We start from the raw sequence: 19,006 nt of genomic DNA, 5'->3' as shown, positions 1-19,006 counted from the left end.
GTACGAAAAAGACCTGATAAAGTATAACCATTCGGTCAAATATCATCCTTACATAAAGACAACTAAGAGAAACATATGAGCCATTTGAAAGCGTGGCGCTCCGCCATTGTTCACTGCATTGCAGACCCTAAAGATGTCGGCATAGATGCTGCTTATGAATATTTTGAAGATGGCTTGTTGGTCATTCAAGACGATAAAATCTCCGCCCTTGGCAACGCAGTCGATCTATTACCAACCCTGCCAGACAACACCTTAATTGAACATCACCCTGATAGCATTATCACACCGGGCTTCATCGATACACACATCCATTACCCACAAACCGATATGATTGGCTCATACGGGGAACAACTACTAACCTGGCTAAATACCTACACTTTTCCAGAAGAAAGCAAGTTTTCCGATAAAACTCATGCTCGTGATGTTGCAGATCGCTTCCTGAAAGAGCTCTTACGTAACGGAACAACAACAGCCTTGGTATTCGGTACGGTACATAAAGTCTCTGTTGAAGCTTTTTTTGAGGCCAGTGAAGTTCATAACTTACGCATGATTTGTGGCAAGGTAATGATGGATCGCAACGCACCAGATTATCTAACCGATACGCCAGAAAGTAGCTACCAAGAAAGCAAAGAGCTTATCGATACTTGGCATAACAAAGGCAGACTACATTATGCCATTACACCTCGTTTTGCACCGACAAGCTCTGACGAACAGTTACAGTTAGCCGGTAAGCTATTAAGCGAATATGACGATGTTTATTTACACACTCACTTATCAGAAAACAAAGACGAGTGTGCATGGGTACAAGACCTTTTTCCAAAGAGCAGCAATTACTTAGACGTTTACGACCAACACAAACTACTAAGTGAGCGCTCAGTATTTGCTCACGGCATTCACCTTTGTGACAGCGAATACCACAAACTACATGAAACAGGTTCAGCTATTTCTTTCTGCCCAACCTCTAACTTGTTTATTGGTAGTGGCTTATTTAAATTAAACAAAGCAGAAGAACATAAAGTCAATGTCGGCCTTGGTACCGACGTCGGTGGTGGAACGAGTTTCTCCATGCTGCAAACCATGAACGAAGCCTACAAAGTTATTCAGCTACAGAACGAGAACCTTAGCCCTATCAAATCTTTGTACTTATCTACCCTAGGTGGTGCTAGAGCACTTCGCCTAGAAGATAAAATTGGTAACCTAGCCGTAGGCAGCGAAGCGGACTTTATCATTCTCGACAAAAAAGGCACGCCATTACTGGAGTCGCGCCTAGCACTATCGAAGAATATCGAAGAAAGCTTATTCGTTTTCATGACCATTGGCGACGATCGAGCAATTCAAGCGACTTACTCCGCAGGTAAATGCGTTCATCAACGTTAAGCCTAATGCGAGTACATCAACAATAAAAAAATGGCCACGTTACTTACCTGTAAAAGTGGCCATTTTTTTATATAATCACCGCAATTTTGTTCCATTTAGCACAAATACTGAGCACAAACATTATGCATTCTCTTGCTACTGTCGCACTTGGCGCCTTCGCCATTATATTTTTCTGCGCTGCGTTAATTGTTGGTCTTATTATTCTAAAAAAATACAAAGCAGAGCAAACACGAATCAATGAATTAGCGAAAAAACGCTTAGAGGAAAAGCAGAAAAGGAATTAGTGCTCTTTAGAATTAGGGATAAAGGCGGACTATACCACTTTTACCTTCCATATCACCAAGGATCCACACTTTCTCAAACGCGTGCGGAGCAGGAATCGTAATAAGATGCTCAAGGGCTTTTATATCAGCTTGACTCCACGCTGGATGCGTATTTCGAATAACCAACCAAACTCTTTTTGAATCGTATTGCTTACCAGACTTATTTCCTAAAATCTTATTCAAAGACCTTAATAAACGCTCGCTAGCGGGCTCGGTATTTAACGCTTGTAATGTGACACGCGTTTTATCGGTAAGATCTCTGCCTAAAATCGCCATGGCCTCTTCTTCCGAACCATAAAGATGGGCTATTTCCAAATCAAGGCGCTCGCCTTCCAACATACAAGACACATCTGGACGAATCGGATCATTATGCCAAATATGACGAATATGCTTACCTGTATTACGCTCATAACAACGCATAAAAAGCTTAGCAGCCTGATGTTCAAGCTCTACTTTCTCTTTCTCACTGTTATGCATGGCCCGTACTCCAAGCTGCAAAAATAGCTTTTTCTAAAAACTAAAGCCCTCTAGGCAATGCCAAAAAAGCCATTACAATACGATCACGAAACACAGAATCAAGGTGGTATTGTTTTACTCGGTATTCTTTACAAAATTCCAGTGGATCACCTTGTGAATGTATAAAGTTATTGTGATTCAACTGTGACAAGGCGCCTTTCCATTTATTCACTATCGCTTCAGGAGGAGTGGAAAGACAAGACAAAATACTTTCTGCTGAACAAAACTGGCTTTTCATCACCATAGACAACATATCATCATTGGCCTCCCCTATCCAACTGGTACCATCCTCATTCAGGTAAATCAACGGCATAAACGGCGCTAGAGCTGGACAGATGTCATTTCTATATACTTCAACCTTCCAATAGCTTCGAGCTATTTTGACAAATTGCTCGAAGCTTGAGATATGGTAAAACTGTGAATCGGTGAGAGGAAGAACTTCGACTCTTGGCTTGTTCGGGTTTACCGTATCGTTAGAAACATCAAGATACCAATCTCCTAATATCATGGCATTCTGAAAGTATTCATCACGTAGAGAGCCCCAAACTTTGTTAAGCACAGCACCTTTAGATAACATATCGCGTATTAACACAAGACCTGGATCTGTCGATTGTGGGAGCTTTTCCTGAAGCAAAATAAATACGGCATCACGAATTTCTTTACAGCGCCCTAAGGGATAAGTTTTATCACCAAAATACGGGTAACGAGGTACTAATTCTAAGTCAGCTAATAAGCGTAAGTTCGCTAAACTTTTTATTATTACACCAACCTGTTCGGATGACCATTCTGTCTTAACATTATTAAATTGGGTCATGAAACTGCCATTGCTAAATACGTTAAAAGAACCTCTCGCTTACAACTAAAAGCCTGATTCCCTAATGAACACGCCGTAAATACGACGTAAACCCTCTACCAATAAACTATGAGGCTCAATTGCTAAATTGACCTTACCAAATTGCTGTCGCATCAAGGGTGTTTCACCAATTAATTTCAGTTGCACTTCATAAGTCGCCTCTTCAGGAATTAGCTGATCTTCTAATTTTTGGGTCGCGATAGCACCTCCATACGTAGAACCAAGACCTGGGTAACTGAGGCTTTTAATGGCCGTAGGTAATATCTTATCTACGACCAGTTGAGCAGATAAGGTTTCGCCATCATCACCAATAAAATCTACCTTACTACCCTCCTTCAATTGCGGCACGACACGCCCTTCAACATAGGCTTTGACCATCAAACTTTCATCATCATACAAGGTCGCTAAAGGCGATTTCCCATTGACAAAATCACCTTCTGATAAAGGTAACCATTCGCCAATATAACCATCATAAGGCGCTTTAATCGCCAATTTCTCTCGGCGCTCAAGTAAAGATTGAAGGCGAGATTGTTCTCGTGACAATTGAGTTTGTAACGTAAATGCGGCGTCTAATTCAACAGCCCCTGAGCTTGCTCTATGCCAACGAGTCTGCAACGCATCAAGCTTAATCTGCGTTAATCGAATTTGCTGCTCCACATCGGGAGATTCTAATAAAATCAACAATTGCCCTTGCTTAACCTTTTCATTCGGAGTCACTTGCCAAGACACAACTAGACTCGATTCGCTAGGGTAAAAAGTCTGATGACGCTCAAAAGTAGCGACTGCAGGCGCACTAATTTGACTCCTCCATGGCATAACCAACCCAACTAAAACCAATACAAACAACAATAAAGTCATCACACTAGCGCGGTTTAACGACATTTTATCTCTCAAACTCACCCAAACCTTCATTTCTTTAATAATAGGAAGTAGTACAAACCAAATAATTTCCACCAAAAAAAGTACGATACCTAATACCTTGAATGCAAAGTAATACACTAAGGCAGCAATACCCAAAAATAAAAAAAACCGATAAACCCAAGTACTCCAAGCATAAGCAACCATCAGCAAGCACTTTTTGCTATTAAGCGGTTCAGGAGGTAAAAAACCAAAACCAAATAAGCGCTCGCGCAAAAACCATTTACCCACTAAGAAAGACCGCGGCTGTAAATTCTCCATACCTAAAAAATCGGATAATGCATAATAACCATCAAACCGCATAAATGGACTCGTATTGATTAACAACGACGATATCCAACTAGTCGTCGCGATAAAAAATAGCACACTTCTAAAACCGCCATCAGGAACAATTCCCCATAAAAAAGTAGCGACACAGGCAATATAAATTTCAACTTTCACCCCCGCCATCACTATACTCAAACGCTGAAACCGCGACCTTAATCGCCAAGCATCCGTCGTATCTGTATAAAGAATCGGTGTCATCAGTAAGAAAGCAACGCCCATTGAGCTCACCCGACAACCATAGCGTTTGGCAACGAAAGCATGACCCAATTCATGGGCTGTTTTTACAAAAACCAATGCCGCAATGTAATAAAAAATAGCCGACATGCTAAACAAGTTTTGAAATGTATGGGTAAAGGTGTCCCACTGCTTTAATACCACAACTAAGCCTATACCGCCTAACGCAAGCGCAACTCTATCTAAACGCAGCCTGAATAACTGTTTTATAAAAGGGTAAAAACGCGTCAATAGTAAATCGGGGCGAATGAGAGGGATTTTGATGAATAAATAGTTATGTAAGAGCCAAAGCAAAACATGTTTTTTTTGTTTAGTAGCCTCACCGCTAAGACGAGCCACATCCTTTTCAGATTGAGCTTCTAACAGATGATTCCCTTCCAAGAAACGCAAAAAATACTCTAGTTCAGCGTCCTCAACCTCAATACCTCGCCGCTCAACTCTAGCAAGCAATTCAACAGCATTGCTTGCATGACGCCATTCTCGAAATAAATAAAAAGCGGTACGAGATAAGTAAAAAAACCTATTACTGACTGGATCAAAAATTTGCCAACGAGGCTCTCCATCTTCATCTGGTGGCGCCACTAACAGAGACAAGTTCTGACGTAATTTTGGCAGTGTTGCATCCATATCAACAGGCATTTAAATACCTAAATGCTGACGAACGAAAGTAATGGGGCGACGCAATAAATAATAAGCCAAAGAAACTTTTTCACCATACAGTTTTGCCGTACCACGCAAGCCAATACGAGGAGGTAAAACATCTTGTTGTATATCGGCGATAATTCGATACGCAATCACTTGATCAGGCGTTAAACTCGGCTCAAAAGAAGAATAATCCAGACTAAAGGCAATAGGGTTTAAAGGGTCAGTATCTAGATAGACAGTGACATCATTACCATTCGTTAAAGAAATAGCATCGGCAACAGGGAGCATTATTTGCAACTGCACTTTCGATGGGTCTGCTATGGATAAAATACGCTCTCCCACGACAACCGGACGCCCCTTCCATTTTTCAGGGTCATCCAGTATCGCAATACCCGACTTGTTCGCAAGAATTTGAGTGCGAGACAGTTTAGTTTTCAAATAATCTCGTTCAATGGTCTTCAATTCGACTTGAGATTCCAGCTCAGCCAACTCTGATTTTTTTCTACGGTCCACATAACCAGCCTGTTCAGCGGTTCTTAATTCCGCCTGTGTTCTTTCTAGCTCTCTCTGAGCAACATCAAAAGCACCTTGAAATTCAGTCCTATCCATTTGAACGAGAGGCTGATCAATGGCTACTTGATCACCAGGCTTCACTAACACCTCACGAACCGCACCAGCAATCGCAGACGTCACCAAAAGGGATTCTTTCGCAATAATTTCTGCCGGTGCCAGAACGGTCAGCCGTACAGGCACAAAACCCAATGAAACAACAGCAACAAGGACGCCAAGCCTCACTTTTCTAGAATTTAAGCCATTTAACCATGTTCGCCAACCAGAACGATGGGTAAACATCTGCATCGCATGAGCGTAACTCGATGCAAGGTGTTGCAATAGCCCTATTTCTTTTTCCGTCCAAGGTTTGGATTTCGCCAATAAAAGTACACCTACACGTTGAGTAGGTTTAGCCGGAATTAACAAAGGCAGCCACAACATATAAGGCGGAGAGAACTCACTAAGATCGTTAAGCAACTCAGCGGGCCAGTTTTTCGTATCTACAGTATGTGCTTTATCACCAGCCTCTGAAGCACTTAGAAAATTAGAAACCTGCTCAAGCCAAGCACTAAAAGGGGTGGATCGATCAACAAGAGAAAGATCGCTCACCGCTTTTAATTTCAATTTCTCCAACTCATTACCAACCAAAAGCATGGCTTGCTGGTAAGGCACTAAAGATCGCGTTAAATTCACTAGAATAAAGCTGAGGTCCGTCAAGGTTTCACAACGACGAACCTGCTGCTCTATTTGAAACAGTTGTGCAACAGATTGATCAGTAGACATAAATTACGACACTAATAACTTCATTAAATCATTTCCATAATCGTCAAACTGCTCACCTGCAACAGCTAACTGCTCATCCAACGGTACAAAGATAGCACCATTAGCTTGAGCCGCTGGCTCTACAGGCTCTTCCTCAACAGAGGAAGGCAACTGATTAAGGTCCACTTCAACCTCTAACACACGAATATTACCGTCTGCGTCTGTAGCATTAATTTTGAGTGTGATTTTACCTTGCCCAGATGGTGGCGTCATAGAGACTTCACCTGTGGTTGGGTTCACTTTGACCCAAGTTGGTAAACTCGATCCATCCGCTAACGTAGCACTGTAGCTTGCAGAGGTTCCCGTATCGGCTAAGGAAATAGACACGCTATCAGCCCGGCTAACCATACTGGCAACCGTCAAACCAGTGCTATTAGATAATTGACCAACGCCTTCTGTTACCCGAACCTGACCATTAGCCCCAACATCAACAGACACTCGTGATTCAGATACTATCGTACCATTAGGAGTCCCTTGACCATTACTTTCTGCTACCGGGGATGGAGCGGCACTAACAGCACTGTCAACAGGTGCTGCAACATCAACCAATTGAACTTCATCAGCCGATTCCCCAGCAAAGCCACTGACGCCAGCACCTGAATCTATAAGGCCTGAAGGTAGCGATTCAACATTAAGATCAATATCTGACTCAGTGGTATCGGCCTGTTCACCCAAAGGTTGCACCTGTTCCGTTGCCTCAGGACTTGCTTCAACTGGTGGAGAAACTGGAGATGGTCTCAACGTCAAAGTGACAGAAGTCTTAACTTGACCGCCATCAGGATCAGTCGCTACGATTTGCAATGTATTTATACCTTCAAAACCGCCTTGAGGCGTACCTGAAATCGTATGAGTCACTGCATCGAACACAAGTCCTGTCGGTAAATTCTCCACGCTCCAAACCAACTGACCTGTTTGTCCGTCATCAACGTCAGCAAATAAGTCAGCTGGTAAAGTGACTGGGGTAAACACCAGCCCAGCGGTACCTGACATAGCTGCCGCTGTAGCCTCTACCATCGGCGCATCATTCGCCCCAGTTATATTAAATACAGCACTAGTGCTCTGAGTCGCATTACCGTCCGTAACTTGAATCATAAAACTATCAGTAACGGACTGCCCTACCACCAAAGATTGAGTGTCACTATCGTTGTTGTTCAGGACATAGCTCACCACATCAGTCGATACTGTTAATGTCGCTGTACCATAAGTGCCGATTCTTGAATAAGTCTTTCCATCCTCTGAATTAGTCCAGCCATTATTAATTAAATACGTAGCGTCATAACTAACGCTACCAACCGTATCAACATCTCCTTTAGTGAGCGTAATAGAGGAACTATTAGCACCAGCTGCTGCATTATTTACACCACCGGCTTCCACTAGAGTTTCTGTCGCAGCCCCTGCAACCACCGTCGGTGCACTGTCATTAAGATCATTAACACTAACGATCACCGCTTGCGTGGCACTCAAACTACCCGAGTTGAAATTACCCGCGCCATTGTCCGTCGCCACCACGTTGAAGCGGTAGCTGGCTTTAGTTTCATAATCTGCAGACGCTTTGAGGGTCACCACACCGGTGGTGGCGTTGATGTCTAACAACGCCGCATCGGTTCCGGTTAGACTATACACCAAGGTATTGTTGGTCGCGGTACCATCCGCATCCGTACCGGTTGCCGTGTAAATCACGGTCGAGGTGTCGGCATTTTCATCCACGCTGCCCGTCGCACTTGACGTAATCACTGGTGTGTTGTCATTAAGGTCATTAACGCTAACAATCACCGCTTGCGTGGTACTCAAACTACCTGAGTTGAAATTACCCGCGCCGTTATCTGTCGCCACCACATTGAAGCTATAGCTGTCTTTGGTTTCATAATCAGCGGAGACCTTCAACGTCACGACACCGCTGATTGAGTCGATATCCAATAGCGCCGCATCATCACCCGTTAGACTGTAACGCAAGGTGTTGTTGGTTGCCGTGCCGTCAGCATCGGTGCCTGTGGCGGTATAGATGACCGTTGATGTATCTGCATTTTCATCGACATTGCCCGTCGCACTTGACGTAATCACTGGTGTGTTGTCATTAAGATCATTAACGCTAACGATCACCGCTTGCGTGGTACTCAAACTACCTGAGTTGAAATTACCCGCGCCGTTATCTGTCGCCACAACGTTGAAGCGGTAGCTGGCTTTGGTTTCATAATCCGCAGACGCTTTGAGGGTCACCACACCGGTGGTGGCGTTGATGTCTAACAACGCCGCATCATCACCCGTTAGGCTGTAACGCAAGGTGTTGTTCACTGCCGTGCCATCGGCATCCGTACCAGTTGCCGTGTAAATCACCGTACTGATGTCGGCATTTTCATCTACGCTGCCCGTTGCGCCAGAGGTCATCATTGGTGTGTTGTCGTTCAGGTCGTTAACGCTCACCGTGACCGCTTGTGTGGTACTTAAGCTACCCGAATTATAGTTACCGGCACCGTTATCGGTGGCCACCACATTAAAGCGGTAGCTGGTTTTGGTTTCATAATCCGCAGAGGCTTTGAGGGTCACCACACCAGTGCTGGCGTTGATGTCTAACAACGCCGCATCGGTGCCAGTTAGACTATACACCAAGGTATTGTTGGTCGCGGTACCATCCGCATCCGTACCGGTTGCCGTGTAAACCACGGTCGAGGTGTCGGCATTTTCATCCACGCTGCCCGTCGCACCTGACGTAATCACTGGTGTGTTGTCATTAAGGTCATTAACGCTAACAATCACCGCTTGCGTGGTACTCAAACTACCCGAATTGACGTTACCCGCGCCGTTATCTGTCGCCACCACGTTGAAGCGGTAGCTGGTTTTGGTTTCATAATCCGCAGAGGCTTTGAGGGTCACCACACCGGTGCTGGCGTTGATGTCTAACAACGCCGCATCGGTTCCGGTTAGACTATACACCAAGGTATTGTTGGTCGCGGTACCATCCGCATCCGTACCAGTTGCCGTGTAAATCACCGTACTGGTGTCGGCATTTTCATCTACGCTGCCCGTCGCACCTGACGTCATCACTGGTGTGTTGTCGTTCAGATCGTTAACACTCACCGTGACCGCTTGTGTGCTACTTAAGCTACCCGAATTATAGTTACCGGCTCCATTATCGGTGGCCACCACGTTGAAGCGGTAGCTGGCCTTGGTTTCATAATCCGCAGACGCTTTGAGGGTCACCACACCAGTGCTGGCGTTGATGTCTAACAACGCCGCATCATCACCCGTTAGGCTGTAACGCAAGGTGTTGTTCGCTGCCGTGCCGTCAGCATCGGTGCCTGTGGCGGTATAGATGACCGTTGATGTATCCGCATTTTCATCGACATTGCCCGTCGCACCGGAGGTGATCGCAGGTGTGTTGTCGTTCAGGTCGTTAACGCTCACCGTGACCGCTTGTGTGGTACTTAAACTACCTGAGTTGAAATTACCCGCGCCGTTATCTGTCGCCACAACGTTGAAGCGGTAGCTGGCTTTGGTTTCATAATCCGCAGACGCTTTGAGGGTCACCACACCAGTGCTGGCGTTGATGTCTAACAACGCCGCATCGGTGCCAGTTAGACTATACACCAAGGTATTGTTGGTCGCGGTACCATCCGCATCCGTACCAGTTGCCGTGTAAATCACCGTACTGGTGTCGGCATTTTCATCTACGCTGCCCGTCGCAGCTGACGTCATCACTGGTGTGTTGTCGTTCAAATCGTTAACACTCACCGTGACCGCTTGTGTGCTACTTAAGCTACCCGAATTATAGTTACCGGCTCCATTATCGGTGGCCACCACGTTGAAGCGGTAGCTGGCTTTGGTTTCATAATCCGCAGACGCTTTGAGGGTCACCACACCAGTGCTGGCGTTGATGTCTAACAACGCTGCATCGGTGCCAGTTAGACTATACACCAAGGTATTGTTGGTCGCGGTACCATCCGCATCCGTACCGGTTGCCGTGTAAATCACGGTCGAGGTATCGGCATTTTCATCTACGCTGCCCGTTGCGCCAGAGGTCATCACTGGTGTGTTGTCGTTGATGTCTGTAATCGACAAAGTCACGTCTTTTTCAGTGCTACGCATACCATCGCTGGCAATGACGGTGAAGTCATAAGCTGATTTGGTTTCGTAATCTGCCGCTGCTTTTAGCGTCACTTCACCCGTAGATGCATCAATGGTGAAAGCGCTATGATCAGCGGTTGCTTTTAAAGAATAAGTTAGTGTATTAAAGGTTGTAGAACTATCTGCATCAGTGGCATTTGCATCATAAACCACAGCACTTATGGCAGTATTTTCAGCTACGCTTGCTGTAGATGAAGAGCTAATGACTGGCGCATTATCGTTAATATCTTGCACAGCAATCGTTACACCTACTGCACTGGATGCTTGACCGACAATATCTGTAGCGACGATATTTAATGTGTAGGAAGTGGCTGTTTCATAGTCGATAGCCGCTGCCCCCGCACTGGTCAAGGTCAATACGCCGTTGTTATCAATAGCGAAGTACCCTGCATCGTTACCCGACTGAATGGCAAACTGGCTCACACCATTGCTATCGGAGGCTTTAACTTGACCGATGACGGTACCCGTTACCATACCTTCATCAAGATTAACGCTTTGAGACGCCGTAATGGTGGGTGCCGTATTATCAATGGTCACACTATCACCACCAGTGAAACCACTAGCAATGGCGTTTGCGGTTAGATCAGCAATGCCAGTTCCTGAAGAATTAAGATCAAGACGAAGACTACCATCGCCGCTGATATTGTTCACAGTCACCTGGTAAGTCGCACCAGAACCGGATATGGAAGCCACAGTGCCCGACGCGCCACCAAATAAACTAAAGTCGCTGACATCAACACCAGAAACAGCTTCGCTAAAGTTAACCGTAAAGGTTGTCGTGTCTGCCGTGGTGACTTCTGCGCCATCACGGTTGACAGATAACACAGATGGCCCCGCCGTATCACGAGTAATCTGTTGTCCCACTTTACCGCCACTAATGGCATTGCTAGCGGTATCGGTAATTCCTGTATCTGTGCTGTTTAAATCCACACCCACAGTGCCATCACCACTTAATCCAGTGACAGAGACGGTGTAAACCGAATCCGATACTTGAGTGACGGAGCTGATCGTGCCACCGGTTGCTGTCCCCGTCAAAGTGAAGTCCGTGGCATCAACACCGCTCACCGCTTCGCTAAATACAGCAGTAAAAGTGGCTGCATTACCATTGGTGGTTTCAGCTCCAGCACGAACAATGGCAACGCCCGTTGGTGCGGTTGTATCAATAACAAAAGTATCACTGTCGCCAGTAGCCAAAGCATTACCTGAACTGTCGGTAATATTGGACGTCGCCAATGTTAGGACATAAGTTCCACCAGCGGTTGTCACACTCGATAAATCAATACTATAAACGCTGCCACTACCCACCACAGACAGCCCAGTAAGATCGACTGAGTTACCATCTTTAGTCAAAACAAAATCTGTGATGTCTACACCAGTCACTTGCTCACTAAAGTTAATAGACACTGTACCTGCATTAGGTTGTGTTGGGCCTTCCACATCGACAATGGCAACCGTGGGTGCTGTTGTGTCTACAGTTCCAGTTGTAAAGTTGTAGCTAGTGGTATCATTTACGGCGAGACTAGCGTTATTGACACTGTCTTCTAATGCTCCCGCAGTTAGCTGTACTGCATATTGATTAGTTGCTTTCAGATTATCAGTAGGGTTAATAGTAATGACATTATCTTCAATTGATAGTTGACCATTATGACTGCTCACATCAATGGTAATACTATTTGCACCCGAGCCGGTTATGTCATAAAGAGTGATCGTGCCAGCGCTGCCCAATTGCACATTTTCATCAAAAGCAATTTGAATAGAATCCGCTACCGAAACGCCAGTCGCATTATCGTTAGGAACAATGGTTGAAATACTCGGTGCTTGATCGTCTGAAACAGTAATGGAGAAGGCTTTTTCATAGGTCGCATCACCGTCGCTGACCTGTACTCGGATGCTATAGGTTCCTGCTGGCACACTCGCACGATCAGTGACACGCAAATCCGCACCATTAATATTAAACTTAGCGTTATCCGTATCGCTCGAGCCAGCCACTAACGAATAACTGAAGCTTTCACCCGTATCCGCATCTGTGGAAGAGAAGCTACCGACAACCACATTAGTAGAGCCTTCGGAGTGGCTGTATGCCGCATCCGACAAAGCGATATCCGTCGGTGTATCGTTAACCGAGGTACTCACCACCGTGGTGGTATTGTTGCTGTTGTTCACCGTGCCATCGTTTACCGTGATGGTAAAGGTAGTCGTTTCGGTTGAGTTTACTGCCACGCGATTATCTGTCGCATCGAACACCAATGCGCGCAACGCTGCCTGTGCTGACGCTAACGACGTAGACGACAGTGTATAAGAACCGCTACCCGCATTGGTAAAACCTGAGCTGGTCAAAGACGCCGCAGTGAATACCCCTTTCGCAGCGGTATCCAGTGCCACGGTGACAGAGACATTGTCACCATCTACGTCTGCTAATGTAATCGCATTAAACGGAGAAACCGTTGCGTTATCATCAACAGTTTGGTTGGCCACAGCATCGGAAATGATTGGCGCTTGGTTTGCTGGAGCAATGGTCGTCGCATCCACCTTGGTCACGCTTGATTGCAGATTTGGCGTTCCTTCATCGTCTTCCGCTACCACGTAAATGTCGTACGAGGTGCTAGCCGTTAAGCCTGTGACATTAAAGGTATTAGAGAAATCACCGCTAGAGACCGTAGCATTACCTGACGTAACCACCGTTGCCCCACGCCCATTATTATCACCGTAAGAAACACCCGCTTTCACTTGTGCTGCAGTTGGTGCCTGAGCGCCATCTGCAACAACTACATAATACACCTTACCCGCTTCATTAATGTCTGTGGCGAGATCCAGCGTGGTATCCGCGATATTACTGGCCGCAGGAGTGCTATCGAATGTTGGCGCCGTAGTGTCTGCAGCAGGCACATTGAAAACTAGGTTTTTTATACTATCGGCGTCTCCTCCGTTAGACGCCGAACGAAACTCTATCCAACTTATCCCTGACCAATTTAAAGTTACCGTACCTGAACCTGAGTAATTTTGACTTTGGCCTAAATTTGAGCTTACGATATAGTTCTCAGCCCCCTGCCACTGAGCTGTCTGAAAGCTCACTAATGAAAAGGTTCCTGAGTCAACAGTTATGCGGCCTGGGGTAGTGTTCATGTTTGGCAACCAAATCTCACCGGTCCCGCCACTAAGACCAGAGAAAGTGAACCCTGCATGACTAGCGCCAGAGCTAAACGTCATAGTCTGATTTGCCAATACTAGCTCTGCTCCAGCTATAGATAAGGTATCATTAGTTATCTCACCACTTGATCGCTCCAACACCCAATCGCCACCCAGCACAGCCGAGCCCGTTAAATCATCGGATGCAGCAATATCCGCGCCGGTGACTTGGGCAAGTTGGTTGATGAAGCCTATGCCAGTATCGCCTTGGGCGACGTTGCAGCCGTAAAGTAGGATGTCACCACTGTCGCTTAGAGCATTACCCCATGCTGCATACACATCACTGTTTTCAGTAATAGAAGATCCACTGATGGTTTCTGCGCCGAGGTAGATTTCGCCTACACCGCCGTGAGACAGGATGTGTAAGGCATCTAAATCGCTGTAGTTAGATAAAATTTCGGTAATCTGTTCAGTCGCTGAGCGAGAGCCATCGAGCAACCAGACATCCGCATTCGGGTTGGATTCTTTGGTCAAGTCAACTAAACCCGGAACACGCGAATCAACAATGACAACTTCTTTCGCGCCATCAACCGATTGTTCCAGCAAGGTACCTTCGCGGTTTAAATCAACAAGCGCATCGAGCTGCGCCTGTGTCATTGCGCCTTCATTAAGCAAGGTGCCCGCTATGGTGTAGCTATCACCTGAGGTAAATTGGGCCGTGGACGCCTGACTAAGCACATCGTCAGCAGACCCCGTAAAACTCAAGCCAAGGGTCTGACCAATGGTGCCATTGACACCTGCCACCGTTACTTTGAAAACTTTACCATCGCTGCTGGAAACGCTACTGACGCCCGTATTAGTAGCATTGCCCGTGACGGCAAAATCACTGGTTTCAATTCCAGTAACGGTTTCACTCATAACAACAGTGAAAACGACATCGGTGGCGGTATTTGCTTCAACCTGATTCACCATGCCACGACTGATAGACGTTACAGTCGGCAAGGTATTGTCGATAGTATAAGATTCGTCCGTTGTCGGCTCTGTCCCTGCTAAAGCATTACCAGCGGCATCGGTAATATTCTGACCAGATTTGAAGTTCAATCCCAGCGCACCATCGCCGCTAATAGAGTCTACAGTCACAGTATAAGATGAGCCAGAACCCGTAATGCCTGTAATAGTGCCAGTGACATCGCCTGAAATCTCAAAATCATCGGCGGAGACGTTCGCTACCGCTTCATCAAAGGTGACATCAAAGGTCACCGTATCCGCTGTGCTTAATGCAGTATTCGTAGTGATAATCGCCGTAGCGATTGGCGCGGTATTATCAATCGTGTACCGCTCAGTCACCGCACTGGCCGTGGTTGCCGTTAAGGCGTTACCAGCGCTATCAGTCATAGTGGCTGCGGATTTAAGTTTCACACCCAAGGCACCATCACCACTGACACCAGACACAGTGATAACGTAGCCATTCCCTGTACCGGTTACGGTGCTAATGCTGGCCCCCGATGTGACTGTGCCGGTTAATTCAAAATCATCTGCACTTAATCCGGTGACATTTTCGCTAAACACCGCCATAAACTGCACGGAGTCGGCATTGGTCGTCTCGCTGTCAACACAGTTAATCGAGATTAACGTCGGCGCGACGGTATCAACGGTGTAGACTTCATCGTCCGAAGGTTCTGCTGTCGCTAAGGCATTGCCTGCCAGATCGGTCACAGCATGCCCAGATTTAAGGTTTAATCCAAGCGTGCCAATGCCTGAAATCCCCGTGACATTCACGGTAATCGTATTAGTGCCTGAGCCTGTAATTGTGCCAATTGTGCCTGCTACCGAACCGCCGGTATTCAGTTCAAAGTCTCCCGCCTCCACATTCACAGCTTCATTGAATGCTAACGTAAAGCTTGTAGTCGACCCTGTAATGGTATTGTTATCGGCACGCTGAATCGACAAGAAGGTCGGCGCAGCAGAATCCGTCACGCCAGTCGTAAAGTTCAACGTCGTGTTATCACTGATGCCTGCGTAGGTATTCCCTGCCGTATCGCGTACGGCGTTACCATCTATACGAATCGCGTAAGTAGTGGCTTCGTCTAGATCAGAAGTTGGATTCAAGGTAACTGTATTGCCAGAATACGTTAAATTACCGCCGTTCAATACGTCGAAGGTATCTACCGTAGCGCCGGTCGTGATATTGATTAGGGTAATCTCATCATAACCTTTGGCAATGTCTTCACTAAACGTCAGAGTAATGTCACCGCTAGGGGCAACTGAAACAGCCTCATCGGCTGGGTTACTAGAAGACAAAGTCGGAGCGGTATCATCGACAGTAATGGTTAAGCCAGAGGATGCCACACTGACATTGCCGGCTGCATCGGTGGCTTTTGTCGTTAAGGTATGACTACCAGTAGAAAGCGCTGAGCTGGTAATGCTCCAATTGCCTGAACCATCCGCCGTTGCTAAACCAAGTGATGTGGTTCCGTCAGTATCATAAAGAGCCACGGTCGCACCAGCTTCAGCGGTTCCTGTCACCGTAGGTGTGGTGTCGCTAGTGATGTTGTCACTATTCGACGAGCCAGAATCGGAGCCACTCGACAAGTCAATCGTTGGGGCTGATACCGTATTGTCTAATGTGTAGTTGGCGTTATTAGTGCCAGTTGGTGTTGTCGTGGTCAGGGCGTTGGGCGTATTAGCACTGTCGGTAATGTTTTGCCCCCCTGCAAAGCTAAGAGTGACATTTCCATTGTAAGAAACAAGGTTGCCGCCGGAAACAGTGACATCATAAGCATTTCCACCTGCTGACGTCACATTGGTTACCGTGCCAGTTGTACCGGATACCGCAAAGTCAGCACTGTCAATATTAGCAACGGCTTCGCTGAACGTCACTCGCCACACTAAACTGTCAGCATTGGTAATTTCATTACTTGGTGTTTGGCGATCTATACTGACTACAGTTGGCGCGATATTATCGATCACTTGCATCGTAAAGCTGGCTGCCGTAGAGGTACCGCCATCACCATCATTCACTGTCACTGAAAATGAACGATCACCTTCGGTAGAAGCACTATATTTTATATAGCCTAAGAAATCTCCTACGCTATTTGGTTTTGCATTACTTGTATTTAGGTCAATACGTAAATTAGCACCATTCTGACCCGTTAAGCTATTATCGACTGTACCCATGGCGACGAAAGGGCCACCATCGGAATACCAAACAGTGTCGCCCCCAGAAGGCGTGCCATTAGCACTCGATTCAGTTGTACCAAACTTAAAAGTAATATCATCTAGGTCGCTTAAAAAAGAGCCATTGGCTGTACCTGAGGTCTGTTCAATCAACAGGTAGCCGCCATTAAAATCGCCACCGTCCACATCAACTACACCAGCAATGTCGCCTTGCACATCAATGTATTCAGAAATATTCAGTGTCGTACTAGGAGTTCCATCGCTAAGATTATTAATGACTGGGATATCATTGACTGCTGTAATGTCAATGTTAACAGTGGCTACACTGGAATCCGTTGTGCCATCATTCGCTTTTATACTCAGCGTCGCTGCATCACCACCACTGGCGTTGCTCGCACCCGTGTACTGAACATTAGAAGCTGTATCTAAATAGGTATTAATGTTGGCGGCTGTACCAGACAAAGTCAGTGTGCCTGTGCCGGAACCACTCACTGTCACGCTGCCACCGCTGCTGGCCGCTAAAGTACCCGCCGAGGCTGTCAGCGTTGCCGTTAGGCTATCGCCATCACTGTCAGCAAACGTCACTGCGGATAAATCTACATTAGAAGCCGTGTCTTCGGTTACCGTGATGTCTGTTGGTGTGCCACTTAACGTTGGTGTTGTATTGGAAACAGAAGGCGTGAAAATTAAATTATCAAACGCAGGAGCAAACACACCGCCACTGTAAGTCACCTCCATTGTATCCACATTTGTCAAATTTAACGTCGCCAGCTGCCCATGAATTCCATTGATATCAGTTGAATCTGACGCGTTAATCGCCACACTCTCACTGCTACCTGACGTCGTATTGGTAAATACATAAGTACCAGAAGAAAAGTTACTAGTTTCAATATATTGAATTGAAGTGATATCAACCGTTGTATCAAAGGTAAAAATAACCTTAGTTAAGCCATCCCCTTGAGTATCACCTATAAGGTTACCACTTGCTCCACCTACTGAAGCATTCGCTTGAGCAAATATATTATTTGCATTTTCAGTGGTAACTGAGACCTCAACTCCTTGCTCACTAACATTTACTGCATAATTGCCATTTTGAGTGACTGTATCAAATGTGATGGTTGGCAATATTTTATTAAACTCATAAATACTCAAAGAAGAAGATTCAATAGCACCTTCTTTGACTTCCAGCTCCCAATCCCCCCCAAGTTCAGCCGAGCCGGTCAGATCGTCTGAAGCCGCTACGTCAGCTTGAGTGGCTTTGGCTAAGGCGACAATAAAGTCTTGTCCTTCACCGCTGGCCACTTCACAGCCGTAAAGTAATAAATCGCCTTCTTTATTCAATGCCGATCCCAGTTTGGCTAAATCAGCACTGCGACCTGATATGGCGGTACTATCTAAGTGCAAGCCACCTAAATTTAGTGAACCTTCAGCACCATGAGAAATAAGATGAATAGCATCAAAATCAGTATGCGTTTCAGCCCACAATGCCATTTGTGCGAGGCCGTCTTGTGTCGAATCTAGTATAACGATTTCTATGCCAGTATTGGCCGCGTCGATTAGGGTTTGATAGTCACTGACGTTGTCTTCAATGAAGATAACTTCTTTTTTGCCATTGTTTTGTGATGGATCTACAGCCCGTACTTCGGTTGGAGCTATAACGAAAGAGGTATCAGAATCTTGCTGATTCACGTCCATTTGAAAAGCATCATGAAGCTGTGAATCGGTTAATACATCCACAGCGGTGGCTACTGCAGCACCATCCAACAATAACCGCGGCTCCAGAGCCGTAATAAGCGCTTTACGCGCTTGCTTTTTATTTACTGGCGAACTGCTGGTTGTTTTTTTAGTTGATTTGTTGGAATACTGCTTTTTCATAATCGCCACCTCTTAGGGGTATATTTTTAGTAACTTATTATTTGTCACTAAAATTCATCCAATCTATTTTTCAAATGCTGCACAATTGCTTTTTGCCAGACATTTTCTTATTTGCTCAATATGCTTCTTTTAAGAGCCA

7 protein-coding genes are annotated in these 19,006 nt (G+C 45.9%); 2 read left to right on the top strand and 5 right to left on the bottom strand.

Translation table 11 applies throughout. The annotated features are described in order from the left end of the window. Window positions 1-75: 75 nt before the first annotated feature. Window positions 76-1,377, top strand: coding sequence for a guanine deaminase (guaD, locus tag DFP80_RS01580; RefSeq protein WP_113915058.1), 1,302 nt, complete (start codon window positions 76-78; stop codon window positions 1,375-1,377). A 122-nt stretch (window positions 1,378-1,499) separates the two neighbouring features. Continuing rightward, the gene (locus DFP80_RS20615) at window positions 1,500-1,661 is read left to right on the top strand and encodes a hypothetical protein (RefSeq protein WP_158601377.1); all 162 of its coding nucleotides are present in this window, start codon (window positions 1,500-1,502) and stop codon (window positions 1,659-1,661) included. A gap of 12 nt (window positions 1,662-1,673) precedes the next feature. On the opposite strand, the gene DFP80_RS01575 is transcribed toward DFP80_RS20615, so the two are convergent. The 5 genes from DFP80_RS01575 to DFP80_RS01555 are packed head-to-tail and all read right to left on the bottom strand — an operon-like array spanning window position 1,674 to window position 18,867. Then, a complete protein-coding gene (locus DFP80_RS01575; RefSeq protein WP_113915057.1) occupies window positions 1,674-2,177 on the bottom strand; it encodes a hypothetical protein in 504 nt (167 codons plus the stop codon). A 40-nt stretch (window positions 2,178-2,217) separates the two neighbouring features. After that, window positions 2,218-3,030 carry a hypothetical protein gene (locus tag DFP80_RS01570; RefSeq protein WP_113915056.1) on the bottom strand — a complete coding sequence of 271 codons (813 nt, stop codon included), beginning with the start codon at window positions 3,028-3,030 and terminating at the stop codon, window positions 2,218-2,220. Window positions 3,031-3,075: 45 nt separating this feature from the next. Further along, a complete protein-coding gene (locus DFP80_RS01565) occupies window positions 3,076-5,187 on the bottom strand; it encodes a site-2 protease family protein (RefSeq protein WP_113915055.1) in 2,112 nt (703 codons plus the stop codon). After that, entirely contained in the window at window positions 5,188-6,528 is a 1,341-nt protein-coding gene (locus DFP80_RS01560) for an efflux RND transporter periplasmic adaptor subunit (RefSeq protein WP_113915054.1), read from the bottom strand. It lies immediately after the preceding gene. A 3-nt stretch (window positions 6,529-6,531) separates the two neighbouring features. Beyond that, a complete protein-coding gene (locus DFP80_RS01555) occupies window positions 6,532-18,867 on the bottom strand; it encodes a cadherin domain-containing protein (RefSeq protein WP_113915053.1) in 12,336 nt (4,111 codons plus the stop codon). Between the last annotated feature and the right edge of the window lie 139 nt (window positions 18,868-19,006).

It is taken from the genome of Marinomonas rhizomae, from assembly GCF_003315485.1.
Lineage (GTDB): Bacteria > Pseudomonadota > Gammaproteobacteria > Pseudomonadales > Marinomonadaceae > Marinomonas > Marinomonas rhizomae.
This window is presented reverse-complemented; position numbering and strand designations above follow the sequence as displayed.

Coding starts and splice junctions, on each gene's coding strand:
- DFP80_RS01560 (WP_113915054.1), bottom strand. CDS start 6,528: ATGTCTACTGATCAATCTGTTGCACAACTGTTTCAAATAGAGCAGCAG.
- DFP80_RS01570 (WP_113915056.1), bottom strand. CDS start 3,030: ATGACCCAATTTAATAATGTTAAGACAGAATGGTCATCCGAACAGGTT.
- DFP80_RS01565 (WP_113915055.1), bottom strand. CDS start 5,187: ATGCCTGTTGATATGGATGCAACACTGCCAAAATTACGTCAGAACTTG.
- DFP80_RS01555 (WP_113915053.1), bottom strand. CDS start 18,867: ATGAAAAAGCAGTATTCCAACAAATCAACTAAAAAAACAACCAGCAGT.
- DFP80_RS01575 (WP_113915057.1), bottom strand. CDS start 2,177: ATGCATAACAGTGAGAAAGAGAAAGTAGAGCTTGAACATCAGGCTGCT.
- DFP80_RS20615 (WP_158601377.1), top strand. CDS start 1,500: ATGCATTCTCTTGCTACTGTCGCACTTGGCGCCTTCGCCATTATATTT.
- guaD (WP_113915058.1), top strand. CDS start 76: ATGAGCCATTTGAAAGCGTGGCGCTCCGCCATTGTTCACTGCATTGCA.